At 69.7% G+C, this 25,461-nt stretch carries 22 protein-coding genes; 13 read left to right on the plus strand and 9 right to left on the minus strand.

Features of this window, described 5'->3' with window-relative positions; translation table 11 throughout:
* The first annotated feature begins 92 nt into the window (after positions 1-92).
* Complete coding sequence (locus tag TBIF_RS25100) at positions 93-911, plus strand: glycine-rich protein (protein WP_084611820.1); 819 nt, start codon at positions 93-95, stop codon at positions 909-911.
* On the opposite strand, the gene TBIF_RS20620 is transcribed toward TBIF_RS25100, so the two are convergent.
* Together TBIF_RS20620 and TBIF_RS24120 are read right to left on the minus strand one after the other, a co-directional pair.
* The gene (locus TBIF_RS20620; protein WP_024796635.1) at positions 908-2,239 is read right to left on the minus strand and encodes an alpha/beta-hydrolase family protein; all 1,332 of its coding nucleotides are present in this window, start codon (positions 2,237-2,239) and stop codon (positions 908-910) included. The two genes, TBIF_RS25100 and TBIF_RS20620, sit on opposite strands and share 4 nt — an antisense overlap.
* Positions 2,239-2,889 (minus strand): hypothetical protein, encoded by a 651-nt coding sequence (locus tag TBIF_RS24120; RefSeq protein WP_024796636.1) that lies wholly within the window; start codon positions 2,887-2,889, stop codon positions 2,239-2,241. The genes TBIF_RS20620 and TBIF_RS24120 overlap by 1 nt, the downstream gene beginning before the upstream one ends.
* A gap of 374 nt (positions 2,890-3,263) precedes the next feature.
* Between TBIF_RS24120 and TBIF_RS24125 the strand changes: the two genes are divergently transcribed.
* The 6 genes from TBIF_RS24125 to TBIF_RS20655 all read left to right on the plus strand — a co-directional run bounded on the left by TBIF_RS24125 (position 3,264) and on the right by TBIF_RS20655 (position 10,018).
* On the plus strand, positions 3,264-4,406 hold the full coding sequence (locus TBIF_RS24125) for a sensor histidine kinase (RefSeq protein ID WP_051461701.1): 1,143 nt from the start codon (positions 3,264-3,266) through the stop codon (positions 4,404-4,406).
* Positions 4,403-5,074 carry a response regulator gene (locus TBIF_RS20635; protein WP_038172180.1) on the plus strand — a complete coding sequence of 224 codons (672 nt, stop codon included), beginning with the start codon at positions 4,403-4,405 and terminating at the stop codon, positions 5,072-5,074. The genes TBIF_RS24125 and TBIF_RS20635 overlap by 4 nt, the downstream gene beginning before the upstream one ends.
* Positions 5,075-5,092: 18 nt before the next feature.
* On the plus strand, positions 5,093-6,124 hold the full coding sequence (locus TBIF_RS20640; RefSeq protein ID WP_024796639.1) for an ATP-dependent 6-phosphofructokinase: 1,032 nt from the start codon (positions 5,093-5,095) through the stop codon (positions 6,122-6,124).
* Positions 6,125-6,290: 166 nt separating this feature from the next.
* Positions 6,291-7,265 carry a glycine-rich protein gene (locus tag TBIF_RS20645; protein WP_024796640.1) on the plus strand — a complete coding sequence of 325 codons (975 nt, stop codon included), beginning with the start codon at positions 6,291-6,293 and terminating at the stop codon, positions 7,263-7,265.
* Between the two features lie 34 nt (positions 7,266-7,299).
* Complete coding sequence (gene gatB / locus TBIF_RS20650) at positions 7,300-8,811, plus strand: Asp-tRNA(Asn)/Glu-tRNA(Gln) amidotransferase subunit GatB (RefSeq protein WP_024796641.1); 1,512 nt, start codon at positions 7,300-7,302, stop codon at positions 8,809-8,811.
* Positions 8,812-8,821: 10 nt separating this feature from the next.
* Entirely contained in the window at positions 8,822-10,018 is a 1,197-nt protein-coding gene (locus tag TBIF_RS20655) for a cation:proton antiporter (protein WP_024796642.1), read from the plus strand.
* On the opposite strand, the gene TBIF_RS20660 is transcribed toward TBIF_RS20655, so the two are convergent.
* The gene (locus TBIF_RS20660) at positions 9,995-11,125 is read right to left on the minus strand and encodes a PQQ-dependent sugar dehydrogenase (protein ID WP_024796643.1); all 1,131 of its coding nucleotides are present in this window, start codon (positions 11,123-11,125) and stop codon (positions 9,995-9,997) included. The genes TBIF_RS20655 and TBIF_RS20660 overlap by 24 nt on opposite strands.
* A 120-nt stretch (positions 11,126-11,245) precedes the next feature.
* On the opposite strand from TBIF_RS20660, the gene TBIF_RS20665 reads away from it, so the two are divergent.
* Positions 11,246-12,136 carry a DoxX family protein gene (locus TBIF_RS20665; RefSeq protein WP_148302352.1) on the plus strand — a complete coding sequence of 297 codons (891 nt, stop codon included), beginning with the start codon at positions 11,246-11,248 and terminating at the stop codon, positions 12,134-12,136.
* Positions 12,137-12,243: 107 nt separating this feature from the next.
* Here TBIF_RS20665 and ilvD read toward each other — a convergent pair whose 3' ends face one another.
* The gene (gene ilvD, locus TBIF_RS20670; protein WP_024796645.1) at positions 12,244-14,085 is read right to left on the minus strand and encodes a dihydroxy-acid dehydratase; all 1,842 of its coding nucleotides are present in this window, start codon (positions 14,083-14,085) and stop codon (positions 12,244-12,246) included.
* Positions 14,086-14,145: 60 nt separating this feature from the next.
* Positions 14,146-14,640, minus strand: a complete 495-nt coding sequence (locus TBIF_RS25105; protein WP_158506379.1) for a PH domain-containing protein — start codon at positions 14,638-14,640, stop codon at positions 14,146-14,148.
* Positions 14,641-14,937: 297 nt separating this feature from the next.
* On the opposite strand from TBIF_RS25105, the gene TBIF_RS20680 reads away from it, so the two are divergent.
* The 3 genes from TBIF_RS20680 to ilvC are packed head-to-tail and all read left to right on the plus strand — an operon-like array spanning position 14,938 to position 18,509.
* Positions 14,938-16,935, plus strand: a complete 1,998-nt coding sequence (locus TBIF_RS20680; protein WP_024796647.1) for an acetolactate synthase large subunit — start codon at positions 14,938-14,940, stop codon at positions 16,933-16,935.
* Complete coding sequence (gene ilvN, locus TBIF_RS20685; protein WP_024796648.1) at positions 16,932-17,435, plus strand: acetolactate synthase small subunit; 504 nt, start codon at positions 16,932-16,934, stop codon at positions 17,433-17,435. The genes TBIF_RS20680 and ilvN overlap by 4 nt, the downstream gene beginning before the upstream one ends.
* 60 nt (positions 17,436-17,495) lie before the next feature.
* Positions 17,496-18,509, plus strand: coding sequence for a ketol-acid reductoisomerase (ilvC, locus tag TBIF_RS20690; protein WP_024796649.1), 1,014 nt, complete (start codon positions 17,496-17,498; stop codon positions 18,507-18,509).
* A gap of 76 nt (positions 18,510-18,585) precedes the next feature.
* Here ilvC and TBIF_RS20695 read toward each other — a convergent pair whose 3' ends face one another.
* Complete coding sequence (locus tag TBIF_RS20695) at positions 18,586-19,257, minus strand: chymotrypsin family serine protease (RefSeq protein ID WP_024796650.1); 672 nt, start codon at positions 19,255-19,257, stop codon at positions 18,586-18,588.
* 199 nt (positions 19,258-19,456) lie between these two features.
* On the opposite strand from TBIF_RS20695, the gene serA reads away from it, so the two are divergent.
* The gene (gene serA / locus TBIF_RS20700) at positions 19,457-21,049 is read left to right on the plus strand and encodes a phosphoglycerate dehydrogenase (protein ID WP_024796651.1); all 1,593 of its coding nucleotides are present in this window, start codon (positions 19,457-19,459) and stop codon (positions 21,047-21,049) included.
* Between the two features lie 80 nt (positions 21,050-21,129).
* The gene (locus tag TBIF_RS20705) at positions 21,130-22,143 is read left to right on the plus strand and encodes a 3-isopropylmalate dehydrogenase (protein WP_024796652.1); all 1,014 of its coding nucleotides are present in this window, start codon (positions 21,130-21,132) and stop codon (positions 22,141-22,143) included.
* 102 nt (positions 22,144-22,245) lie between these two features.
* Here TBIF_RS20705 and TBIF_RS20710 read toward each other — a convergent pair whose 3' ends face one another.
* The 3 genes from TBIF_RS20710 to TBIF_RS20720 form a co-directional block, all read right to left on the minus strand.
* Entirely contained in the window at positions 22,246-23,202 is a 957-nt protein-coding gene (locus TBIF_RS20710; RefSeq protein WP_024796653.1) for a hypothetical protein, read from the minus strand.
* Positions 23,203-23,438: 236 nt separating this feature from the next.
* A complete protein-coding gene (locus TBIF_RS20715) occupies positions 23,439-24,221 on the minus strand; it encodes a PIG-L deacetylase family protein (protein WP_024796654.1) in 783 nt (260 codons plus the stop codon).
* On the minus strand, positions 24,218-25,429 hold the full coding sequence (locus tag TBIF_RS20720; RefSeq protein ID WP_024796655.1) for an MFS transporter: 1,212 nt from the start codon (positions 25,427-25,429) through the stop codon (positions 24,218-24,220). The genes TBIF_RS20715 and TBIF_RS20720 overlap by 4 nt, the downstream gene beginning before the upstream one ends.
* Positions 25,430-25,461 lie beyond the last annotated feature (32 nt).

Raw genomic sequence — 25,461 nt, forward strand, 5'->3', positions numbered from 1 at the left:
CGTGACCCGAACTGCGTCATTTGGCGGATGTCTCCGCAAGTATTCCGGCGCACGGTGAGCGCGTCAGATCAATCCCAGGAAGGGACAGGACGATGAGTAGAGGACGATCAACCGCGAGCATTGCGCGGCGGGCGGGCACGGGCTTGGCGGGGTGCGCGTTGGCGGGCGCCGCAGCGGTGGTCCTGCCGGGGGCGGCGGGTGCGGCCCCGCTGCCGGATAATTGCATTGAATACACCCCGCCATTCGCGGCGACGACGGTCAGTTGCACGTTCGACTCCACCGGGGCCGATTCAGAGTATGGCGCGGGGGGTATGGGCGCGCAGGTCACTGGGGCTCTTACAGTCACGCCGAATACAGACTTGCTGGTGTATGTCGGCGGCAACGGATCCGATAAGACGGGCGGGTTCAACGGTGGCGGTGATTCGGATGACATGGGTGGCGGGGGCGGAGCCTCGGATATTCGCCTCGATGAGTCACTGTCCAGCAGATCGATCGTTGCAGCCGGTGGCGGTGGGCATGGGCGATACCGGGCTGGCGGTGACGCCGGACAACCTGGCGGCGGGGCCGGGGCCGGGCAACCGGGCACGGATTCTGTGGGCGGCGTGGGGGGCGGGGACCTCGAGGTCGGTGCGGACGGAGTGTTCGGCCTCGGCGGGCACGGCGGCTACTACAACGGCGGTGGCGGCGCTGGCGGATACTACGGCGGTGGCGGCGGGGGTTCGTTCAATACCGAGAAGGACTACGACGGTGGCGGTGGCGGCGGCTCCTCCCTGGTTCCTGAGGGCGGCTCGGAGTCGCTAGCGGTCGAGGGCCAGACCCCACACGTCGTGATCAACTACACCTACTGCACCGGCTCGCTGTGCATGCTCGCCGGCAGCCTGTCGAACTTCGGCGGCCCCCTCTGCAACTAATACTGGGTGTCTCCGCGGGCGGCCAGCAGGTTCTCATCCCCAGTCGCGTTCTCGACGAGTGGACGGGGATCCGGTAGCGGACACGTCGGCAACGCGAGCGCCTGCTCCTCCCCGTAGACGTGCCCGTTGCCGGGCTCGAGCCCCAGCGCGCCCAGCACGTCGACGCTGGTCTGCAGGAAGGTGACCACCGGCAGCCATGGGCCCTCGAGTGCGGGCTCGACCAGCAAGCGTGGGGACCAGCGCGCCACCGAGTCTGACGCGTTGGCCAGGGTCACCACCTCTGGAGGGCCGGCCCCGGGCGGTGGGCCGACGGCAAGGACGCCGCAAATCGGTTGGGAGGCACTGGATTCTCGCACGGCGGTCGCGCCGAGGGCTCCCAGCGACTGCCCGTACAGATACAGCGGGGGCCGGACAGCGGGGTCGAGGGCGGCGAGCTTGCCGGCGACGGCGTCGTACAGAGCCTGGGCGCTCTCCGCCGCGGCATCGGGATCGAAGAGGTAGCCGACCCAGCTAGGAGCGCGCGCGTATTGGATCCCGACGATCGCCACATCCCCGCCGAAGCGCTCCTCGAAACCAGCCGCCGCAGTGCCGTCGATCCAGCCGGAACCTGTTGGTACGGACAGGATCACGGCGGAACGGGCCAACCCACCCACTCGCTCGAGCTCATCGGCGGCCAGCTCGGCCCGCGCGGCGACGCTGGGCGCGGACGCGAGCCCGACGTAGACGCGCACACTCGAGGGCGTCGACGTGTCCGCGACGAACCTGCGCCCGTGCACGCCCATCGAGTCCCAGCGGATCAGCGAGTCGGGGCTCCCGGCGCGGATTCGTGAGAGGGGCTGCGCCACACCAGGCTCCAGCGCGCGGTCGCGGCTCTCTAGCCAGGCTTGCGTGGCGGGCGGCGCCACCACGTAGGTGAGCGACGCGGCCAGCACGATCGCGGCCGCGAGCCGCGGGGATCCCAGCCGCCGATGGGCCACGCGGACCAGCCTGGCCACGGCGACTAGGAGAGTGAGAACGGCAGCCGCGATGCCCAGCGCGGTCGGCCAATAGGCGAGGTCGAGCCCGGGCATGGACATCGACGCCCGGACTCGGTTCTGATGCGCGGTGGCCAAGAACAGGGAGCCGACGAGCAGGGGCAGGGTGAGCGCCCACGCCACGGCGGGCCGGATCCGGGAGAGCCATCTCGCGCACGCGATCCCGAGCACCAGTCCGCCGGCGGCCAGCAGGCCGGTCGCCGCGCCTTGCAGGACGGCCGCGCGGGGGAGCAACCCGGGCGCGAGGGAGACGAGAACGCCAAGGCTGACGCCGACGATGGCGGGGGCGCGCATCAGTAGATGGCCTGCGCTTGCTTGCGGGAGATGGGCAGCAGCGCGAGCGTCGACAACCCGGCGCCGCCGAGCACGTAGAGCGCGATGGGCTCGCGGGCCGGCACCGCATACAGCTGGCGCCACGAGTTCACGTCGACGGCGGTGACGGCGGTGTTGGCCATCGCCGCGCAGCCGGAGCTGTCGCAGAGCCCGTGCAGGCGGTCAGCGAACTGCGCGTCGATGTCCTGGCGCGCCCACGGACCAAGGGGCCCGCCGGAGAGCTCGGCGAGGCGCAGTAGGTCGTAGCCGAGATCATGTGCGCGGCAGGGGGTATCGAATGTGGAGGGCAGCGGCACGGGCGAGGAGCAACCGCCGTCGGGATTGGTAAGCATCCCGTCCGCCACCACCGGGGTGTACTCCATCACTGCGGCGAAGTCGGCGGGGATCTGCGCGGCGGCCTCGGCGGGCGACGCGTCCAGCAGCGCGACGACGGCGGCGCGCGCGGTGGGGTCCTCGGGGAGGGTGGTCGCGCTGGCATCGGCGATGGCCGGCCCCATGAAGGTGGTCACCGCGACCCCGGTGCCGCCGAGGACAATCATCGCCGCAGACCGGGCCAGGACACGCCGGGGATTCCGCTGGGGCTTGCGGCGTTTTCGCAGGGAGTTCAGCATGCCCTCGACATTATGAACCCATCGCCGTCGGCCACATCCCGCGCGAGACCTAATCGAAGGTCGCCGGCTGGTGTGGGTGGGTCGACGTCGTCATACCTGAGAGGGATGCCTGCCCGCCCCCGCAGAGTGAGGCCGAAACGGGTCCAGGTTCGTAGGGTGGAGTCGTGACCGAGATTAAGCCGACCCGCGCCGAGGCCAAACTAGCGCGCGCGCAGGCCCGCGTGACGAGGCAAGAAGCCAAGGTGGCGCGGAAGGGCACCAAGGCGACCGACAAAGCCGCCAAGCGGACGCGCCGCGCCGCGCGGGCCGAGTGGAGGCGCGCAGGCTGGGGTTGGTCCCGGCGCAACCTCGAGGGCCGGTGGACGACGGCTCTCATCGTGCTGGTGACCGGAATCTTGTTCAGCATCGCCTGGCCGACGCTCCAACTGACCCACCAGGTCCACGCGGCTCTGCAGCCCGTGGTGGCCGCCTTCGCTGTGCTCCCATTTCTGCTGGCGCGGGCCAATCCGGTGCTCGGTTGGTCGATCTCGGCGCTGGCGGCGCTGGTGATCCCCATCGGCTTTCGCGGCACGCTGGGGCACGGTCTGGGGGAGGGGCTGCCCTGGCAGGTGGTGCACATCCTGGTGCTGCTGGCCCTGGCCGTCGCGGTGGGCCTGCAGGCTCGGCCGGGCCGCATCGCGCAAGTGTGGATGGGCACCGCCGCGCTGTTCGCGATATTCGCGCCCGGGGGCGACCGGATCGGCTGGATCGTGGGCCTGGGCGGCATTCTCGCGTTCACGCTGCTGGTGCGGCGGCTGTGGGACTCCCGGCGCCTGCTTGCGCGGGAGGAGGCCGTCAGCGAGTTGGAGCGCACCCGGCGCACTGCGCTGGAGGAGCGTGCCCGCATCGCACGGGACTTGCATGACGTTGTGGCCCATCACATGTCGCTCATCGTGGTGCAGTCGCAGACCGCGCCCTATCGGGTGGCGGGCTTGACGGCCGAGACTCGCGCGGAGTTCGACTCGATTGCGGGCACCGCGCGGGAGGCGCTCAACGAGGTGCGGGTGATGCTCGGAGTGCTGCGCAGCGACGACCAAGGTGCGGAGCACCAGCCACAACCGGGCATCGCGCAGCTGGCGGAGCTGGTCGCGGGCAGCGCGCGGGCAGGGGTGCCGGTGCAGATGGAGGTGCGGGGACAGACGGACCGGCTGGGGATGGCGACGGCGGTGGTGCTCTATCGCATCGTGCAGGAGTCCTTGGCGAATGCCACCCGCCACGCGCCCGCGGCGCAGGTTGAGGTGCTCGTCGAGATGGCGGCGGACCACGTCACGGCGACCGTCCACAACGCGGCCCCGCCCGGTGGGCAGGCGGCGGCGGAGGTCAGCGGCGGCAACGGGATCGTCGGCATGCGGGAGCGGGCGGGGGCCGTCGGGGGCACCCTGACCGCCGGGGCCACCGATGACGGCGGCTTCCTGGTGACGGCCGAGCTACCGGTGGAGGTGGGCTTGGTCGCCGGGGGCTTAGGCTCAGACCTATGACTTCAGCGGCCATCACGGTCTTCATCGCAGACGATCAAGCCATGGTGCGCCAGGGCTTCGGTGCCCTACTGGCGGCGCAGCCGGATATCAGTGTGATCGGCGATGCGCCGGACGGTAAGGCGGCGGTCGCCGAGGTACGCCGCCTGCGGCCCGACGTCGTTCTGATGGACGTGCGGATGCCGGAGCTCAACGGGATCGAGGCGGCGCGGCAGATATTAGCCGCGAATCTCACCCCACGACCGCGGGTGCTGATGCTCACCACCTTCGACATCGACGACTACGTCTACGAGGCGCTACGGGTAGGAGCCAGTGGATTCCTCCTCAAAGACGCGCCCGCGGAGGAGTTGGTCCGCGCCGTGCGGGTGGTCGCGGCCGGCGACGCGCTGCTCGCACCGTCGATCACCCGGCGGCTGATCAGCGACACCATCCGCCGTCGCCCAGTTGTCGACGCCGAGGCGCCGGGACTGGCGGACCTGACGCCACGGGAGCGGGAGGTGCTCGAGCACATCGCGTGCGGGCTCTCCAACGCGGAGATCGCCGAGACGCTCTTCGTCGCCGAGCAGACCGTAAAGACCCACGTGGGGAAGGTGCTCGCCAAGCTGGGATTGCGAGACCGGGCGCAGGCCGTGGTGCTCGCCTATGAGAGCGGCGTCGTCACAGCGGGCTAGGGAAGGGTAGGTACATACATGAGAATCGGAATTCTGACCGGCGGCGGGGACTGCCCCGGCCTCAACGCGGCGATCCGCGCGATCGTCCGCACCTGCCTGGACGGCCACGGCTCTAGCGTGGTCGGGTTCCACGATGGTTGGCGGGGGCTGCTGGAGAACAGTTGGCGCGAGATGGCCAGCGGCTCGCGGGTGGACCGGATCCTCTCCCGCGGCGGCACCATCCTCGGCACCGCGCGGGTCAACCCGGATCGGCTCACCGCGGGACTAGACACCATCCACCAGAACCTCGCCGACAACGGCATCGACGCGCTGATCCCCATCGGCGGCGAGGGCACGCTGACCGCCGCCAAGTGGCTCTCGGACGAGGGCGTGCCGGTGGTCGGTGTGCCGAAGACCATCGACAACGACATCGGCGGCACCGACTACACCTTCGGCTTCGACACCGCCGTGTCCATCGCGACCGATGCGATCGACCGCCTGCACACCACCGCGGAGTCCCATCGGCGGGTGATGCTCGTCGAGGTGATGGGCCGGCACGCCGGCTGGATCGCCCTGGACGCCGGCATGGCGACCGGCGCCCACTTCATCGCCGTGCCGGAACGGCCGTTCGACATCGAGGAGATCTGCGCGCTGATCAGCAGCCGGTTCGAGCGCGGCGACAAGCACGTCATCGGGGTCATCGCGGAGGGTTCGGCCCCGGCCGCTGGCACGATGGATCTCCGCGACGGCGGGGTCGACGAGTACGGGCACGAGCTGTTCACCGGCGTCGCCGCCCAGATGGCCACCCAGATCGAGCGTCGGACCGGCGCCGAGGTCCGCACGACCGTCCTCGGCTATGTCCAGCGCGGCGGCACGCCCACCCCCTTCGATCGGATCCTGGCGACCCGCCTGGGAGCCCGGGCCGCGGAGGCCGTGCACCGCGGCGAGTTCGGGCAGATGGTGGCGCTGCGGGGCACGGAGATCGCGATGGTCCCGCTGTCCGAGGCTGTCCGGGAGCTGCGCCGCGTCCCGCCCGCGCGCTACGACGAGGCGGCGGCGTTCTTCGGCTGAGGCCTCCCGTTATCGAATTGTGACCATGGGCTGCGGTAAAGACGGACGCCCAGGGCGTGACGTCCGGCAGCATTTGCCGCAGGGCTCTGCGAGTGGCGTCGAGCGCGATGACTCTCGCAGGGAGAACCGGATGTCCAGGTCGATCACCATGACAGGTCCACGTCCAATGGCGAGACGGGCGCTGGCCGGCCTCGCGGGGGTCGCGCTGGCCGGCGCGACGGCGCTGGCGCTGCCCGGGTCGGCCGGCGCGGCGGATCTGCCCGCCGACTGCGTGGAGATCTCGGCGGGCGGCGCTGTGGAGTGCACGTTCGACTACACCGGCGCCGCGCAGACCTTCGTAGTCCCGGCGGGCGTGAGCGAGCTGGAGGTGACCGCGATCGGCGGGCACGGCGCCTCCTCCAGGACGGCGTCGGGCGGGGCGGGCGCGGTGGTCACAGGGACTGTGCCCGTCGCTGGGGGATCCGAGTTGGCGGTCCTGGTCGGCGGCAGCGGCGGTGGACAACTCGACCACACTGCCGGCTGGAACGGCGGCGGTGCCGGCGCGCTGGGCGGGGGCGGTCCGATTGTGGGGCCCCCGCCGGAACAGAGTGACTCCTGGTCGGGCGGCGGCGGCGGTGGCGGCGCCTCGGATGTGCGGACCGGCGCGGGCCTGGAGTCTCGCAAACTGGTCGCGGCCGGCGGCGGTGGCGGGGGCAACTATCGCCCTGGCGGCGCTGCGGGGCAGGGCGGGCAGAAGGACGGAAGCGCAGATATCCAAGGCGGCCTCGCCGGCGGCGAGACCGACGGCGGCGAGGCGGGCGACGTGCCCGGTGCCGGCATTGGCCTAGGCGGCAGCGGGCTGTTGGGGATTGGCGGGGCGGGCGGTGGCGGCGTCGATGGCCTACCCAAGGGCGGCGGGGGCGGCGGCGGCCTCTTCGGCGGCGGCGGCGGCTCGGGTTCCCTTGCCCACCCGTACTTCGGCGGTGGCGGCGGCGGCTCGTCCCTGGCACCGGCGGGCGGCACGGTGGAGCTGGCCGCGGCGGACCGGGCCCCGACGATCGTGATCCGGTACACCCCGGCGGATCCCGTCGGCCCCGAGACCTGCACCGGCTCGCTGTGTACGCTCTTCGGCAGTCTGGAGGGCCTTTTCGGGTCGGCATAGGGCAGTGCGCGGTGGGCCGCATAGACTGTTGCCCATGACTTCTGCCATCTCCGGTGACCTGATGGATTTCGACGATGTGGTTGCGCGCTTCGACCCCGTGCTGGGCATGGAGGTGCATGTTGAGCTGAACACCGCCACCAAGATGTTCTGCGGCTGCGCCAACGAGTTCGGCGCGGAGCCGAACTCGCAGGTGTGCCCCGTGTGCATGGCGCTGCCCGGCTCGCTGCCCGTGGTCAACGAGGCGGCCGTCGAGTCCGCGATCCGTATCGGCCTGGCGCTGAACTGCACCATCACCCCGTGGGGCCGCTTCGCCCGGAAGAACTACTTCTACCCGGACCAGCCGAAGAACTACCAGATCTCGCAGTACGACGAGCCGATCGCCACCGAGGGCTACCTCGACGTGGTGCTCGACGACGGCAGCACCTTCCGCGTGGAGATCGAGCGCGCGCACATGGAGGAGGACACCGGCAAGCTCACCCACGTGGGCGGCGCGACGGGCCGCATCCACGGCGCCAGCCACTCGCTGATCGACTACAACCGGGCCGGCGTGCCGCTGGTGGAGATCGTCACCAAGACCATCGAGCACACCGGTGACCGCGCCCCAGAGATCGCCCGCGCCTATGTGACCGCACTGCGCGATCTGCTCAAGGCGCTCGACGTCTCCGACGTCCGCATGGACCACGGCTCGATGCGCTGCGACGCGAACGTCTCGCTCATGGAGAAGGGCGCACCCGAGTTCGGCACCCGCACCGAGACCAAGAACGTGAACTCCCTCAAGTCCGTCGAGGTGGCTGTCCGCTACGAGATGCGCCGCCAGGCCGTCGTGCTCGCAGAAGGCGGCGAGGTCACCCAGGAGACGCGGCACTTCCAGGAGGTCGACGGCAGCACCCGCCAGGGCCGCAAGAAAGAGACGGCCGAGGACTACCGCTACTTCCCAGAGCCCGACCTCGAGCCCGTCGCGCCCGACGCCGCCTGGGTCGAGGAGCTGCGCAAGACGCTGCCCGAGCTGCCGTGGATCCGCCGCGCCCGGATCCAGCAGGATTGGCAACTCTCCGACGAGGAGATGCGCGACCTGATCAACGCCGGGGCTATGGACCTCGTGGCCGCCACCGTCGAGCAGGGCGTCTCCGCAGACGCCGCGCGCTCCTGGTGGGTGTCCTACCTCAGCCAGCAGGCGAAGGTTCGGGAGGTCGAGCTTGCCGACCTGCCGATCACACCCACCGAGGTGGCGGCCGTCGTGAAGCTGGTCGACGAGGGCAAACTGACCAACAAGATGGCGCGCCAGGTGGTCGACGGCGTCCTCGCCGGCGAGGGGGACCCCGCCAAGGTGATGGCGGACCGCGGCCTCGAGGTCGTCCGTGACGACTCCGCGCTGCAGAGTGCCATCGATGCCGCGCTGGCCGCCAACCCGGACATCGCGGACAAGATCCGCGATGGCAAGGTGCAGGCCGCTGGGAAGATCGTCGGCGATGTCATGAAGGCGACCCGCGGCCAGGCCGACCCGGCCCGCGTCAAGGAACTGGTCCTCGCGGCCTGCGGGCAGTAGTCGCTAGCCGGTGACCGCGACCGTAGCAACCTCTCTGTTCTGGATAGTCCTGGTCGCCGCCGCGGCACCCCTGATCGCGCGGGCGCTGCCGCATAGGCTGCTGCCCGAGGTGGTTCTGCTGCTGGTCGCGGGCATTGCCATCGGACCGTTCGGCCTGGGCCTCGCGGTGGCCGGCAGCGAGATTGAGCTGCTGAACGAGCTCGGCCTCGGCCTGTTGTTTCTGCTGGCCGGCTATGAGCTGGACAAAACCGAGTTGACCGGCCGCGGCGGCCGGCGGGCGATGTACACCTGGCTGCTTTGCCTGGGCCTCGCCTTCGGCGTGGTGGCCGCATTGAACGCGGCGGGTCTGCACCTGGCCGAGATCGCCGTCGCGATCGCGCTGACGTCCACTGCGTTGGGCACGTTGCTGCCGATCCTCAAGGACCGTGGCTTGACGACAACGCGCGTCGGCAAGGCGGTTCTCAACCACGGCGCGTTCGGCGAACTGGGCCCCGTCGTGGCGATGGCCATCTTGCTGGGGGCGCGCGGAGCGTTCGCCTCCCTCTTGGTGCTGGCGGTGTTCGCTCTCGTCGCGGTGATTGTGGGGATGCTGCCCACGCGGCTGCTGCGCGAGGGCACTCGGCTGCTGGACCTGGTTCGCGGCGGCGCGGACTCCACAGGCCAGACGACGATGCGGCTGACGATGCTGCTGCTGGTCAGCCTGGTCACCGTCGCGGCGGTCTTCGATCTGGACGTGATCCTGGGCGCCTTCGCGGCCGGATTCATCCTGCGCCGCCTCATCCCGGACGGCGACCACCGGTTGGAGTCCAAGCTCGAGGGGTTGGGCTTCGGCTTCCTGATCCCGATCTTCTTCGTCGTCTCCGGCATGGCGATCGAGGTCCACAGCGTGGTGGAGAACCCGCTGGCGCTGCTGGTGTTCCTGGCGCTGCTGATCGTCGTGCGCGGGGTGCCGGTGTTCCTCTCGGCACGCTTCGACAAGAGGGAGGAACGGTTCTCCACCTCAGGCAGCGCACAGCTGGCCCTGTACTCCACCACGGGGTTGCCCATCATCGTGGCGGTCACCGGCGTGGCCGTAACCGCGGGGCAGATGTCGAACGCGAGCGCCTCGATTCTGGTCGCGGCGGGCGCGATCACCGTCTTCGTGCTCCCATTGATCGCGAGCATCGTGGCGGGGCGGAGCAAATCAGACGAGCCCGCCGACTCCTGAGGTGACCTCGATCCGCACGACGCGGTCGTCGGTGGGAGCGGCCTCGGGGCCAGACTTGTTGACCGTGGCGACCCACACCGTGCCGTCGGCGGCGAACGCCGCGGCGCCGTAGCTGCCGTAGAGGTCCTGGGCGATCAGCTGCGGGTCGCCGAGCACAGCGCCACCGCTACCCGAGACGACGACCGAGAGTGCCTTGGCTCCGTCCAGGGCCACGACGACGGTCTCCGCCGCCGCGGCGCAGCCGCCCACGCCAGGTTGGTCCGCCCACGTCCACACCTGGGTTGCGGACGTGCCGTCGGGCACCACGATCTGCAGCCGGTCCATCGTGGGCGCGCGGTCCGTCACCCACATCGAGCCTGACTGCGGGTCCAGACACAACCCGCCGGCGGACCCCATCCCGGCTGAGACCTGCTGCGGGGCGGGGGCGCCGGATTCCGTTGAGTTCAGCCGCAGCAGCTTGCCGGCCATGGAGCCGGGGTCATTGGCCGCCGCGGGATTGCCGGTGTCGCCGGTGAGGATCATCAGCTGATCCGGCGCGGCGAACGCGATCGCGCCGGCATTTCCGGTGGGCCCCTTGGGGATCCCGGTGAAGATCTCTTTCGGCGAGTCGCCAGGGGCGACGCGCACCACGCGGTTGTCGCTGGGGGTCGTGATGTACGCGAAGACCAGCTGGTCCTCCTCGAAGGTGGGGGACAGCGCGATACCGGTGAGCCCGCCGTCGCCCGCGGGTTCCACGGGAACCCGGGCGTACTCCGTGGTCTCCGCGCCGGGTGAGACGCGGAGGATGCGGCCCGTCAGTCGCTCGGCGACCAGGGCGGATTCGCCGCCTGGGAGCATCACCAGGTCGCCGGTGGTGTCGAGACAGCCGGCGATGACACCGGGGGTCAGGTCGCCGCACGCGCCGGGCAGGGGCTGCGGCTCGCCGGGCGGCTGATTGGGGTCCTGGGGTTCAGGGGTGGGGGTGCGGGGGCCGGACTCCATCGGGATCTGCTCCGGCACCGGCGCAAACGGTGCGGACGTCGGCTGGTCATAGCGTGCGCAACCGGTCAGCAGCAGGCTCGTCGCGGCGATGGCGACCGCGCCCTTGACGAAAAATTGGTTCCCCACAGCCGCCAACACTACGGAATGGCGAGTGCCGGCGGCCACAGGAGGTGACCGAGGCGCGTGGCTCGCCGGGCAGCGCGGCAATTGCCCGACATTGGGAGCTCCGGCAATTACCCTCGACATGTGAGTGAAACACCGCGAAACCCAGACGACGCGACAGCGGCGCCCGACCCACGGCCGGCCGGGGATGCGAATCCCGAGCCCGACCACGGATCGAGCGCCTTCGACGAGCCGACCGCCCGCATCCCTGTGGCGGGCGATCGGCCCCGCCCCTTGGCCGCGGACACCGAGTTCCCGCCGGACAGCAGCCCCACCCAGGCGTTCCCCGTCGCCGGCGCGCGAGTGCTGAGCACCGAGACAGATGTCCCCGTGGGCGAGAACTCCACGCAGCGCATCCCCACCTATCAGGAGTTGAGCGCGCCCCGACGCGAGCCGCAGGATGTGGCGGCCACGATGGATGAGCACCTCGCCGACGACGCGCCCGCCAAGCGGGGCACGCTGGAGATCGGCCTACTGCTGATCCGCGTGGGCCTCGGCGTGATCTTGTTCGGCCACGGCCTGCAGAAGCTCACCGGCTGGTGGGGCGGCCCGTCGCGCGGCGCATTCGAGACCTTCCTCAACGGCCAGGGCTTCGACTACGCGCAGCAGCTGTCCTTCGCCGGGCCGATCACCGAGGTGGTCGTCGGCGCGCTGCTGGTGCTGGGACTGTTCACGCCGGTCGCGGCGGCCGCGGCCACCGCGGTGCTGATCAACGCCTGGTGCGTGGTGCAGGCCAGCGCCCCGGGCTTCCAATTCTTCACCGACCAGGGCGGCAACCCCGGGGTGGAGTTCGAGTCGATGCTGCTGGCGGTCGCGGCGGGACTGTGCCTGACCGGCGCCGGCAAGATCTCGCTCGACGCGAACCGCGGGTGGACGCACCGTCCCCTGTGGGGCTCACTGACGTTCCTGGTGCTGGGCATCGCGGCGGGCGTCGCGACCTGGGTGGTGCTCAACGGGGCGAACCCCTTCACCTGATGCCCGCGCCGTTCCGGTGTGAGGTCGAGAATGCGCAAATGCAGGGGTTTCGTGATGATTCCCCTGCATTTGCGCATTCTCGGCCCGGCTAAGTGATCAGCTAACGATCACGGGACGTAGCGCACGGCGCCCTTGTCCGCGGAGGTCGCCAGCGCGGCGTACGCGCGCAGCGCGGTGGTGACGGTGCGGCGGCGGTCGACGGGCTGCCACGGACGCTCGGAGGCCTCCATCTTGGCGCGGCGCTCGGCCAGCGCGGCGTCGTCGACCAGGATCTCGAGTGTGCGGGTGGCAACGTCGATGCGCACCTGGTCGCCGTTCTCGACGAGCCCGATCACGCCGCCGGCCGCGGCCTCGGGCGAGATGTGCCCGATCGACAGCCCGGAGGTGCCGCCGGAGAAGCGGCCGTCCGTGATCAGCGCGCAGACCTTGCCCAGGCCGGAGCCCTTGAGGAACGCGGTGGGGTGCAGCATCTCCTGCATGCCGGGCCCGCCCTTGGGGCCCTCGTAGCGCACGACGATCACGTCGCCCGGCTTGATCTTCTTCTGCAAGATGATGGAGACCGCCTCCTCTTGGGACTCGACCACCACGGCCGGGCCTTGGAAGGAGAACAGCTCCTCGTCGATGCCCGCGGTCTTGAGCACCGCGCCGTCGACGGCGATGTTGCCGCGCAGCACGACGAGGCCGCCCTCGACGGTGTACGCGTGCTCCATATCGCGAATGCAGCCGCCGGCAGCATCGGTGTCCAGCGCGGACCAGCGGTTGGCGGTGGAGAACGGCTCGGTGGTGCGAACCCCGCCCGGAGCGGCATGGAAGAGTTCGATGGCCTCCTCGGAGGCCTTGCCGGAGCGGATGTCCCAGGTGTCGAGCCAGTCGTCGAAGCTCTTGGTGTGCACAGTGGAGACGTCGGTCTCGATCAGCCCGCCGCGGCGGAGTTCGCCGAGCAGCGCGGGGATGCCGCCAGCCCGGTGCACGTCCTCCATGTGGAAATCGGAGTTGGGGGAGACCTTCGACAGGCACGGCACCTTGCGGCTGATGGCGTCGATGGTGTCCAGGTCGAAGTCCACCTCGCCCTCCTGCGCGGCGGCGAGGACGTGGAGCACCGTGTTGGTGGACCCGCCCATCGCGACGTCGAGGGCCACGGCGTTGCGGAACGCGGCCGGGCTCGCGACGCTGCGCGGCAGCACGGACTCGTCGTCCTCGCGGTAGTAGCGCAGGGCCGCCTCGACGACGGTGGTGCCGGCGCGGGAGAACAGGTCGCGGCGCGCCTCGTGGGTGGCCAAGGTGGAGCCGTTGCCGGGCAGCGCGAGCCCGAGGGCCTCGGTGAGGCAGTTCATCGAGTTGGCGGTGAACATGCCGGAGCAGGAGCCGCAGGTGGGGCACGCGGACAACTCGACAGCCTCGAGGTCCTCGTCGGAGACGTCCTCGCTGGCGCTGGCCGAGATCGCGGTGATCAGGTCCGTCGGGGCCTGGGTGACACCGGCGACGGCGACGGCCTTGCCAGCCTCCATCGGCCCGCCGGAGACGAACACCGTGGGGACGTTCAGGCGCATCGCGGCGTTGAGCATGCCGGGCGTGATCTTGTCGCAGTTGGAGATGCACACCAGCGCGTCGGCGGTGTGCGCGTTGACCATGTACTCGACGGAGTCGGCGATGATCTCGCGGCTGGGCAGCGAGTACAGCATGCCGGAGTGGCCCATGGCGATGCCGTCGTCCACGGCGATGGTGTGGAACTCACGCGGCACGCCGCCAGCGGCGCGCACGGCCTCGGCGACGATCTCGCCGACGTCCTTGAGGTGCACATGGCCGGGGACGAACTGCGTGTAGGAGTTGGCGATCGCCACGATGGGTTTGCCGAAGTCGGAGTCCGTCATGCCGGTGGCCCGCCAAAGCGCACGGGCGCCGGCGGCGTTGCGTCCAACGGTGGTGGTCCTGGAGCGAAGCGGTGGCATGGCAAACCTCGTCAATCAGTTATCGAAAGTACACAGAGGGGAAATGGTCCGATAGCGAGATTACTCAGTGGAGTCGGCGGGCGGGATAGCGGTCACGTCGGGGAACCTGCCCCGGCTCGCACGGGACAGCTCCGGGATCTGCTGCCACGTCACGGCGGGCAGGGCCACCCGGGACTCGTCGGCGAGCACGGCCCGCGCCCAGCTGATGCCGAACAGCCGGGGGGTGGGGAAGTAGAGGCCCTTGATCTGGCTCCACGAGATGGTGGCGGAGCCGGTGGCGGTGCGGACACGGATCTCGTCCACGGTCACGGTGGTCCGCACGCGCGCCACCCACCAGATCAGCAGGAGGGGGATGACGAGCATCCACCCGCAATACAGCGGCCAGGCGAGCGCCGGCATGGAGAGGATCATCAGCAGCACCGCGACGGCCACATAGGCGGTCACGGGGATGCGGATCACGGCCGGGGCCGGGTCCTGGGCTGGCGCTTGGCCTGGGTCCGGGGCGGGGGAGGGCGGCGGGGTAGCATCTGAGGCAGAGTCTCGCGAGGTCGACACGATCACCATCCTTGCATCCGGCCAAGCCATCCCACATCCTGGGATGCCACGGCCGTCAAGTTGACTCCGCGCCTGCAGCACGCCTACGGTCGAGCACGTGATGATCAATGAACACCTCGTAATCGGCTGGCGCGTCAACGCCTGAGCCGACCATCGTCTCGTTCCAGGCATCGACGCGCACCCTCGTACAGCAGCATGCTGGCGGGGGTTTTTTGTTGTCACCACAAAAAAGAGTCAAGAGCAAGCATCGTCCGCCCCCGTCCCCACACCGGGCAGACCCGATCAGAGGAACCTGCAGTGAGCGCACCAACCGCACGGCCTCAGCCGCAGCCGCGGAAGGCCTCTTCCACCAGCGCTAACGACCCGACCGTTGTCGGGGAGACCGCCGGTGAGATCACCACGGTGGAGGCGGCCGTCGCAAGCCGGCGCCAGCTTCCGCCCGAGTCCGTGACGGGCGCGCAATCCGTCGTACGCACGCTCGAGGAGCTGGGCGTGGACATCGTCTTCGGTATCCCGGGCGGCGCGATCCTCCCGGTCTACGACCCCCTGTTCGACTCGAAGCGCGTCCGCCACGTCCTCGTGCGCCATGAGCAGGGCGCTGGCCACGCCGCCACCGGCTACGCGCAGGTCACCGGCAGGGTCGGCGTGTGCATGGCCACCTCCGGCCCCGGCGCCACCAACCTCGTGACCCCGCTGGCCGACGCGCAGATGGACTCGGTCCCCATCGTCGCGATCACCGGCCAGGTGGCGCGCGCGCTGATCGGCACGGACGGCTTCCAAGAGGCCGATATCTCCGGCATCACGATGCCGATCACCAAGCACAACTTCCTGATCAGCGAGGCCGCCGACATCCCGCGGATCATGGCGGAGGCGTTCTACCTCGCCGAGTCCGGCCGGCCCGGCGCGGTGCTGGTGGATATCCCCAAGGACATCCTGCAGGCGCAGACCACGTTCATCTGGCCGCCCGAGCTCAACCTGCCCGGCTACCGGCCCGTGTCCAAGCCGCACGGAAAGCAGGTCCGTGAGGCCGCCCGCCTGATCGCCAAGGCGACCTCGCCGGTGCTGTACATCGGCGGCGGCGTCATCAAGGCGAACGCGTCCGCAGAGCTGCTCGAGCTCGCCGAGCTGACCGGCATCCCCGTCGTGACCACGCTGATGGCCCGCGGCGCGTTCCCCGACAGCCACGAGCTGCACTGCGGCATGCCCGGCATGCACGGCAAGGTCTCGGCCGTCGCGGCCCTGCAGAAGAGCGATCTGTTGATCACGCTTGGCGCGCGCTTCGACGACCGCGTCACGGGCCAGCTCGACTCGTTCGCGCCCGACGCGAAGATCATCCACGCGGACATCGACCCCGCCGAGATCGGCAAGAACCGCACCGTCGACGTCCCGATCGTCGGGGACTGCCGCGAGGTCATCACCGAGCTCATCGAGGCGGTGCGCAGCGAGCGCGCCATCGCGCCGGCGCCGGACCTGACCAGGTGGTGGGCGTACCTGAACGACCTGCGCGATCGGTTCCCGCTCAGCTACGACCGCCCAGCGGACGGTGCGCTGTCGCCGGAGTTCGTCATCGAGTCCATCAGCAAGGCGGCCGGCCCCGACGCCGTCTACGTCGCCGGCGTCGGGCAACACCAGATGTGGGCCGCGCAGTTTGTCCAGTACGAGAAGCCGCGCACGTGGCTGAACTCGGGCGGCCTCGGCACCATGGGCTACGCGGTCCCCGCCGCGCTCGGCGCCAAGATGGGCGCGCCGGACACCGAGGTGTGGGCCATCGACGGCGACGGCTGCTTCCAGATGACCAACCAGGAGCTGGCCACCGCCGCGCTGGAGGGAGTGCCGATCAAGGTTGCCATCATCAACAACGGCAACCTCGGCATGGTGCGCCAGTGGCAGACGCTGTTCTACGGCGAGCGCTACTCCAACACCGACCTGTCCACGCACTCGCGCCGGATCCCGGACTTCGTCAAGCTCGCCGACGCGCTCGGCTGTGTCGGCCTGCGTTGCGAGCGCGAGGAGGACGTCGCCGCGGTGATCGCGGAGGCCCGCGCCATCAACGACCGCCCCGTGGTCATCGACTTCATCGTCGGCGCGGACGCGCAGGTGTGGCCGATGGTCGCGTCGGGCACCGGCAACGACGAAATCATGGCGGCGCGCGATATCCGCCCGCTGTTCGACGACGACGAGACGGCTGTCAGCCCCGCCATCGCCGCAGAGTTGCAGGCAGTGGCCGAGCAGTCCGCGCTGACCTCGGCGGTCCAGCAATCGGCGGTCCAGCAATCAGAGGAGAACGGAAAGTGAGCTCCACCCACACCCTGAGCGTGCTCGTGGAGGACAAGCCAGGCGTCCTCGCCCGCGTCTCCTCCCTGTTCTCGCGCCGCGGCTACAACATCGCGTCGCTGGCTGTCGGCACCACCGAGGTGCCCGGCATCTCCCGCATGACGATCGTCGTGACGGTCCATGATTTCCCGCTCGAGCAGGTGACCAAGCAGCTGAACAAGCTGGTCAACGTCATCAAGATTGTCGAGCAGGATCCCGCGTACTCCGTGGCGCGCGAGCTGGTGCTGATCAAGGTGCGGGCGGATGCGACGGTGCGCTCGCAGGTGATCGAGGCCGTCGGGCTCTTCCGCGCGAAGGTCATCGACGCGTCCCCGGAGGCGTTGACGATCGAGGCCACCGGCACCCGCGACAAGCTGGAGGCGCTGATGCGCATGCTGGACGATTACGGCATCCGTGAAATAGTGCAGTCTGGCGTTGTCGCCGTCGGGCGCGGGCCGAAGTCCATCACGGCTACCCGCTAGAGCTGTAAGAACCGCTAGACCCCTAGAACTGCAGTAACCCCAACCCCGAAGGGAAATACAGTGGCTGTCGAGATCTTCTACGACGACGATGCTGATCTGTCGATCATCCAGGGCCGCAAGGTCGCGGTCATCGGCTACGGAAGCCAGGGCCACGCGCATTCGCTGAGCCTGCGCGACTCCGGCGTCGACGTGCGCATCGGACTGAAGGACGGCTCCAAGTCGCGGGCCAAGGCCGAGGAGCAGGGCCTGACGGTCGGCACGCCGGCCGAGGTCAGCGAGTGGGCCGACGTGATCATGGTGCTCGCGCCGGACACCGCGCAGGCCGCCATCTTCACCAATGACATCGAGCCCAACCTGAAGGACGGCGACGCGCTGTTCTTCGGCCACGGCCTGAACATCCACTTCGACCTGATCAAGGCTCCGGCCAACGTCGTGGTCGGCATGGTCGCGCCGAAGGGCCCCGGCCACCTCGTGCGCCGCCAGTTCGTCGACGGCAAGGGCGTCCCCGCCCTGATCGCCATCGACCAGGACCCCAAGGGTGACGGCCAGGCACTTGCCCTGTCCTACGCCAAGGGCATCGGCGGCACCCGCGCGGGCGTCATCAAGACCACGTTCAAGGAAGAGACCGAGACGGACCTCTTCGGCGAGCAGGCCGTGCTGTGCGGCGGCACCGAGGAGCTCGTCAAGACGGGCTTCGAGGTCATGGTCGAGGCCGGCTACGCCCCCGAGATGGCCTACTTCGAGGTCCTCCACGAGCTGAAGCTGATCGTGGACCTCATGTACGAGGGCGGCATCGCGCGCATGAACTACTCGGTGTCCGACACCGCGGAGTTCGGCGGCTACATCTCCGGCCCGCGCGTCATCGACGCCGGCACCAAGGACCGCATGAAGGCGATCCTGGCCGACATCCAGTCCGGCGAGTTCACCCGTCGCCTGGTCGCCAACGTCGAGAACGGCAACACCGAGCTCGAGGGACTGCGCAAGGCCAACGCCGAGCACCCCATCGAGGTCGTCGGCTCGCAGCTGCGCAGCCTGATGAGCTGGGTCGACCGCCCGCTCACCGACACCGCGTAAATCTTCACCTGAGCAATGAGAACGCCCCCGGCCGATTGGCCGGGGGCGTTCTCATTGGCGTGCGGGGCGGTCAGCCCTAGTGGACGCGGAACCCGGCGCCGACGCCGCCATGGGCGTTAATGGACGCGAGGGTGGCATCCATCGTGGTGCCCACGGCTGGGCCGATGCACGGGACGAAGATGTACGCGTTGATCATGCCGACGAGGCGGCTGCCCACGACGACGGGCGCGCCCGAGTCGCCGCCATTGACGCAGATCTGGTTCCAGGTCTCGGCGTAGTTCGGATCGGTGCCCCAGACGATGCCGCAGGTGTTGCCGGTGGTCCGGCCCTCCTTGCAAGCGATGTCCGGGAAGTTCGCCGGCGGCCCGACCTCGGTGATGGTGACATTGCCCACGCGGTTCACGGGCTGGACCCTGTTCGCGTCGAACTCGATCACGGCGATGTCGAGATTGTGGTCGACCATTGCCACGGTGCCGATCTGATCGTGGCCGCCCGTGTACTCCGCGGCAACCGGCGAGCCGACCTCGCCGCAGTGCCCGGCGGTGATCCCGACAAGACGGTTCGCGTCGTCATGGCCGATCGTGGTGAGAGAGCACGCGGTGTTGCCATTCAGGATGATCCCGGACCCGCCCCCGATTTGTGTCTTCTCCGGAGCCGCGTTCGCGGTGGTGGCGACCCCCGTCAGCACCACTGCCGCCGCGGCAATCGCGGCCGCGGCCTGGCCAGCCCTTCCAAACTTTCGCAACACGTGCGTTCCCCTCGTTGTTGATCGCCTGAACACACAGGCCTGGGTGAAGTGTAATGGAGAAACGAGTGTCACGGAATTCACATATTGCGGTAGCGCGAGGATGCGGCGCGGACGTCGCGATAGGTCCCCTCTAAACTGGCTCGTGGAATTGTCGTGTCCGAAGTCCGTCACGTTTCACTACCGCAGGGGAGTCACACCAGTGAGTCAGTCAGGCCTACCCGTTGTTCTCATCGCCGACAAGCTTGCCCAGTCCACTGTCGAGGCGTTGGGCAACGACGTCGAGGTCCGCTGGGTGGACGGCCCGGACCGCGCGGCGCTGCTCGCGGCGGTCCCCGAGGCCGACGCGATCCTGGTCCGCTCGGCGACCACCGTCGACGCCGAGGTCCTCGCGGTCGCGCCGCGGCTGAAGATCGTCGGCCGCGCCGGCGTCGGCCTGGACAACGTCGACATCCCCGCCGCCACCGAGCGCGGTGTGATGGTCGTCAACGCCCCGACCTCCAACATCCACTCGGCTGCCGAGCACGCCGTCGCGCTGCTGATGTCCGCCGCCCGCCAGGTCCCCGCCGCCGACAAGACACTGCGTGAGAGCACCTGGAAGCGCTCCAAGTTCAACGGCACCGAGATCCTCGGCAAGACCGTCGGCGTCGTCGGCCTCGGCCGCATCGGCCAGCTGTTCGCGCAGCGTATGGCCGCGTTCGAGACCAAGATCATCGCGTACGACCCCTACCTGCCGGCCGCCCGCGCCGCGCAGCTGGGCATCGAGCTGGTGGACATTGACGAGCTGGTCGAGCGCGCCGACTTCATCTCCGTGCACCTGCCCAAGACCAAGGAGACCGCCGGCCTGATCAACGCCGAGCGTCTCGCCAAGGCCAAGCCCGGCGTCATCATCGTCAACGCGGCCCGCGGCGGCCTCATCGACGAGGACGCGTTGTACAACGCACTCGTCGCCGGCCAGGTCCACGCGGCCGGCCTCGACGTGTTCAGCACCGAGCCCTGCACCGACTCGCGCCTGTTCGAGCTGGACAACGTCGTCGTCACCCCGCACCTGGGCGCGTCGACGTCCGAGGCACAGGACCGCGCCGGCACCGATGTCGCGAAGTCCGTGCTGCTGGCCCTCGCGGGCGAGTTCGTGCCCGACGCGGTCAACGTCTCCGGCGGCCCCGTCGGCGAAGAGGTCTCCCCGTGGCTCGAGCTGGTCCGCAAGCTCGGCCTGCTCGCCGGTGTGCTGTCCGAGGGCGTGCCCACCACCGTGCAGGTCGAGGCCCGCGGCGAGCTGTCCGCGGCCAACGTCGACATCCTTGGCCTGGCGGCCCTGCGCGGCATGTTCTCCACCATCACCGATGACCCGGTCACGTTCGTCAACGCTCCGCAGATGGCGCAGCAGCGCGGCGTCACCGTGGCCGTCACCAGCCACACGGAGAGCACGACGCATCGCAGCTCCGTCGAGGTCAAGGCGGTCACGGCGGAGGGCGAGGCCGTCACCGTCGTGGGTGCGCTGACCGGCCTGGACCAGGTCGACAAGATCGTCCGGATCAACGGCCGCAGCTTCGACCTGCGCGCAGAGGGCCACAACCTGCTCGTGCACTACGCGGACCGCCCCGGTGTGCTCGGCACCCTGGGCACCGTCCTCGGCGGCGCGCAGATCGACATCCAGGCCGCCGCGCTGAGCCAGGACGCCGAGGGCGAGGGCGCCACAGTCATCCTGCGCGTGAGCAAGGTCGTCGGCGACGCCGAGGTCGCAGCGATCACCTCGCAGCTCGACGCGCGCGTCCTGCAGGTTGACCTGTCCTGATCCCAGCTTGACCGGTGGCCGCGATCGTCGACGACGGTCGCGGCCACCATCTTGTCCCCTTGTTACGGAAGTGAGTAGTTATGAAGCTTGCAGTCATCCCCGGCGACGGCATCGGCGTCGAGGTCACGGCCGAGGCGGTCAAGGTGCTGAAGGTGCTCGTCCCCGAGCTTGAGACCACCGGCTACGACCTGGGCGCGAAGCGCTACCTGGAGACTGGCGACCTGCTGCCCGACGCCGAACTCGCTGAGATCCGCGCGCACGACGCGATCCTGCTCGGCGCCATCGGCGACCCCCGCCTCGTGGCCCCCGGCGTCCTCGAGCGCGGACTGCTGCTGAACATGCGCTTCCTGCTCGACCACCACGTGAACCTGCGCCCCGCGCGCACCTACCCGGGCGCGACGTCTCCCTTGGCCGGCAACCCCGAGATGGAGTTCGTCGTCGTCCGCGAGGGCACCGAGGGCCCGTACACCGGCAACGGCGGCTCGATCCGCATCGGCACGCCCCATGAGGTCGCCACCGAGGTCTCCGTCAACACGTGGTTCGGCGCCGAGCGCGTCGTCCGCTACGCCTTCGAGCTGGCCCAGTCCCGCCGCAAGCACCTGACGCTGATCCACAAGACCAACGTGCTCTCCAACGCCGGCCGTATCTGGACCCGCGCGATGGAGACCGTCGGCGCGGAGTACCCCGAGGTCACCACCGACTACAGCCACATCGACGCGGCCATGATCTACATGACCACCGATCCCGGCCGCTACGACGTGATCGTCACCGACAACCTCTTCGGCGACATCATCACCGACCTCGCCGGCGCGGTCACCGGCGGCATCGGCCTGGCGGCGTCCGGCAACATCGACGCCTCCGGCACGAACCCGTCGATGTTCGAGCCCGTGCACGGCTCGGCCCCGGACATCGCCGGCCAGGGCATCGCGGACCCCACCGCCGCGATCCTCTCCGCCGCGCTGCTGCTGCGCCACCTGGGCCGCGAGGCCGACGCCGTGCGCATCGAGGCGGCCGTCGAGGCGGACCTGTCCGCGCGCGGGGACGCCAAGATCGTCACCACCGAGGTCGGCGACCGGATCGCCGCGGCGCTCTAGCCTCTCTCTTTTCCCGGCCTCGCCCCCGTATCTTGACCTGGCCCCCGTTGCATCGTCAGCGAGCTCAAGATACGGGGGCGAGGCCGTCCTGCGCAGCGGCGATCAGAGATCTGCCAGAGCCGGGTTCAAGAGAATTGCCCTGCGCCTACGTTCGAACGCCGCGCAGATTCGTCGGTGCAGAATGTGCGGCTGGCGAAGGTCGTCCCACACCCATCGGACGACGACCAATCCCGTGTCCCGGATCCGATCCTCTCGAACTTTCTCCTGATAGACGGCATCGCCCGCAGCCTGCCCGGTCTTGAGGTACTTGCCGTACTTCACCTTGCCGTCAAACTCGCCCACGACGGCGTGGCCCGGGAAGTAGAAGTCAGCTCTGCCGAGCCACTCGCGATCGGCGTTCCACACATCCTTCTGCAGCTCGGGGGCAGGTAGCCGCAGTTCCCGGATCTTGAGCCGGCTGAGCGACTCGCCAACGCTCTCGCTGCGCCCGTCCATCAGCGCGAGGGCATGGCGAGCGTTCGGTGCGCCGTGTCGGCCCTTGGCTGCGGCCACCTCGGCCACGAGCGCGGCAGTCGGCAGACCGCGCCGCAGCGCGCAGTCCCCGGTGACGACGGCAGATTTGAGGCTGACTGTCCGGGCGAGGTCGGCAATGGTCCGGGCCGCCGAGGTCACCAGGATGCCGCCCACGGACACGATCTCGCCCGGGGCCAGTTGCTCCCGATGGCGGTGTACCCCGTGTCGGCGCTTGCCGTTCGCCGGGCCGGCCTGGGACAGATGCACCGCGTCCAAGTGGACGTCCCAGAGGTCGTAGCCATGCATCGCGGCAGCGGAGACGTGGCTAATCACCGCGTCTTCCCCGTGCCGATGCGCGACAGCGGATATCCGGGCCCTATGTCTGCCGAGGGCGTTGAGCGAGCCATAGTCGGTCTGTAGCAGGTAGCTTCCGCGGGTCAGATGCACGAGCTCGCCGGTTCGCCGACGGCTGCGCAGCTGTGAGTCGGTCGCGCCATCTAGTACCGCGTCCGATCGGTACAGCAGCGCTGGTTTCTCGTTGTCCATGGTTCTGCACCCCCTGCTATCCAGCATGCACGGGAGCGACGGCTTCAGAGGCTGCGAATGGGGCAGCTGTGGATAGCGGACCGGTTGTGGATAAGCCCCGCTCACATGCCGCCTCGCCCCCGTAACTTGACCTGGCTGACGCTGCAACAGGGTCCAGGTCAAGTTACGGGGGCGAGGTGCAGCGAACTCGGAACCCGAGGTGCAGCGAACTCGAATAGGCGCAGCGAACTCGGAACCTACAGCGGCAGCGACCGCTCCACCAGGCCCGGATCGGCCCGCCAGCGGCGGAACCACTCCGTGCCGAAGGCCGCGGTCAGCTGGTCCACCTCCATGCCGAGCATGGGGCCGAAGTCGCCGATCTGCGTCTCGTGGATCAGCATCGCCGCGCGCTTGGCGGCCATCGCGGCGGCGACGTCGACCGTGGTGGTGAAGGCGCTGGCGGGCAGGCCGATGTTGTCGAGGTCCGGCAGGTCGAACTCGGCGAACTCGGTGCTCTGCTGCGCGACCATCGACATCAGCGCCCGCATATGGTCGCGGTTGATCGAGGACTCGTATACGGATTCCAGGCCCAATTGCTGGGCGGCCCGCACGCCGACCTCGTGGACCTGGATGTGGTCGGGGTGGCCGTAGCCGCCGTTGGGGTCGTAGACGGTGACCACGTCGGGCTGCTCCTCGGCGAGGACCTTCGCGAACCTGCCCGTGGCCTCGTCGAGATCGGCGAGGCGGAACGGGTTGGTCGAGGCGGGGGTGGGCTCGCCGGCCATGCCGGAGTCCCCGTAGCCGAGGTGCACGACGCGGTCCGCGCCCAACACTGCGGCGGAGCGCTCGACCTCGTCGCGGCGCCGGACGGCCAAGTTCTCGCCGGGGCGAAGAAGGCCGTCGGGCACCTGGCCCGCGGCGCCATCGGTGGCGACGACGAGAACGACGCGGTGGCCGGCGTCGGCGGCCAGGCGCATCACGCCGCCCGTGCCGAAGACCTCGTCGTCAGGATGGGCATGGAAACAAAGAAGGACACTCACCTGGACAGCTTAGAGAATTCCTTGGGCACGAGGGGGATGGCGGCGACGGGGCACAGGGCGGAGATCAGGAACGTCGCGGGATATCCGACGATTCCGATCAGCGCGCCGAACAGTGGCGGCACGATCGAGGCGGCGAGGAACTGCCCGGTGTTCTGGGCGCCGAGCGCGCGGCCGGACCAGTATGAGCCGCTGATCTCCGCCACTGCGGTGAACGCTAAACCGTTGTCCGCCACGGTGATCACGGAGGCGGCGACAAGCAGTGCGACGGCGACGGGGGAGCCGAGCCAGTCGGTCACCGCCAGGGCCGCCATGACGAGAGCGGCGGCCAGCGCGATGCCGCGGATCGGGCGCATCCGGCTGCCGATGCGGTCCGACCACCACCCGGCGACCATGCGGCCGACGGCGCCGAGGACCTGCGCCAGCACGATGATCAGGCCGGCGGCGGTGGCGGACCAGCCGCGGTCGGTCATCAGCCAGACCAGCGCGAACGTCCACACGGTGAACTGGGGGACGACAAGCAGCGCGGAGACCGCGTGGATGCGCCACAGATGGCTCGACTGCCGATAGGGGTTCTCAAGCAGCCCGGCGTCGGCGGCGGCCGTGCGGCTCGGCCGTGGCGGGTCGATGATCACGACCAGGCAGATGACGGCCGCGGCGAGGTTGAGCACCGCGGGCAGCCACAGCGCCTGGGTGGGGTTGGCAGTCTGGGAGAGGGTCGGCAGCAGCATCGCGGCGAGCGCCACGCCGATCGGCTGCGCGGTCTGCCGGATGCCCATTGCGAGCCCGCGCTGATGGGCCGGGAAGTAGCCGACGACGACGCGTCCCGTCGCGGAATTGGTGCTGGCCGCGGCCATCCCGCCGAGCAGGAGGAGCACGCCGACGGCGGGGATGGACGAGACCGTCGCGGCGAGTCCGGCGGCGACTGCTGTCAGGCTCAGGCCCGCGACGAGGACTTTCCGCTCGCCGATGCGGTCGATGAGGACCCCCCACGCGACCAGGGTGAGCATCATGCCGACGGTGGGCATCGCGGCCAGCAGCCCGGTCTCGGCGAGGGTGAGCCCGCGCTCAGTGTGCAGGGCCGGGATGAGGAAGGCGACGGCGTTGACGAAGAAGGTGCTCACGGTGGCCGCGGCCATGCTCACTGTGAGGATCAGCCAGGGGTTCCGCAGCGGGGCGTTCGTGGCCCCGACGGGGCTATCAGCCGACATGACTTTCTCCTATGCGGGACGGGAGTCGGAAT

The organism is Tomitella biformata AHU 1821, assembly GCF_000524475.1.
In the GTDB taxonomy this organism is placed as follows: Bacteria; Actinomycetota; Actinomycetes; order Mycobacteriales; family Mycobacteriaceae; genus Tomitella; species Tomitella biformata.

What these genes read in the sequence shown, in the direction of transcription:
- TBIF_RS25100 (WP_084611820.1), top strand. Translation starts at nt 93, where the DNA reads ATGAGTAGAGGACGATCAACCGCGAGCATTGCGCGGCGGGCGGGCACG.
- TBIF_RS20620 (WP_024796635.1), bottom strand. Translation starts at nt 2,239, where the DNA reads ATGCGCGCCCCCGCCATCGTCGGCGTCAGCCTTGGCGTTCTCGTCTCC.
- TBIF_RS24120 (WP_024796636.1), bottom strand. Translation starts at nt 2,889, where the DNA reads ATGCTGAACTCCCTGCGAAAACGCCGCAAGCCCCAGCGGAATCCCCGG.
- TBIF_RS20635 (WP_038172180.1), top strand. Translation starts at nt 4,403, where the DNA reads ATGACTTCAGCGGCCATCACGGTCTTCATCGCAGACGATCAAGCCATG.
- TBIF_RS20640 (WP_024796639.1), top strand. Translation starts at nt 5,093, where the DNA reads ATGAGAATCGGAATTCTGACCGGCGGCGGGGACTGCCCCGGCCTCAAC.
- TBIF_RS20645 (WP_024796640.1), top strand. Translation starts at nt 6,291, where the DNA reads ATGGCGAGACGGGCGCTGGCCGGCCTCGCGGGGGTCGCGCTGGCCGGC.
- gatB (WP_024796641.1), top strand. Translation starts at nt 7,300, where the DNA reads ATGACTTCTGCCATCTCCGGTGACCTGATGGATTTCGACGATGTGGTT.
- ilvD (WP_024796645.1), bottom strand. Translation starts at nt 14,085, where the DNA reads ATGCCACCGCTTCGCTCCAGGACCACCACCGTTGGACGCAACGCCGCC.
- TBIF_RS20705 (WP_024796652.1), top strand. Translation starts at nt 21,130, where the DNA reads ATGAAGCTTGCAGTCATCCCCGGCGACGGCATCGGCGTCGAGGTCACG.
- TBIF_RS20710 (WP_024796653.1), bottom strand. Translation starts at nt 23,202, where the DNA reads ATGGACAACGAGAAACCAGCGCTGCTGTACCGATCGGACGCGGTACTA.
- TBIF_RS20720 (WP_024796655.1), bottom strand. Translation starts at nt 25,429, where the DNA reads ATGTCGGCTGATAGCCCCGTCGGGGCCACGAACGCCCCGCTGCGGAAC.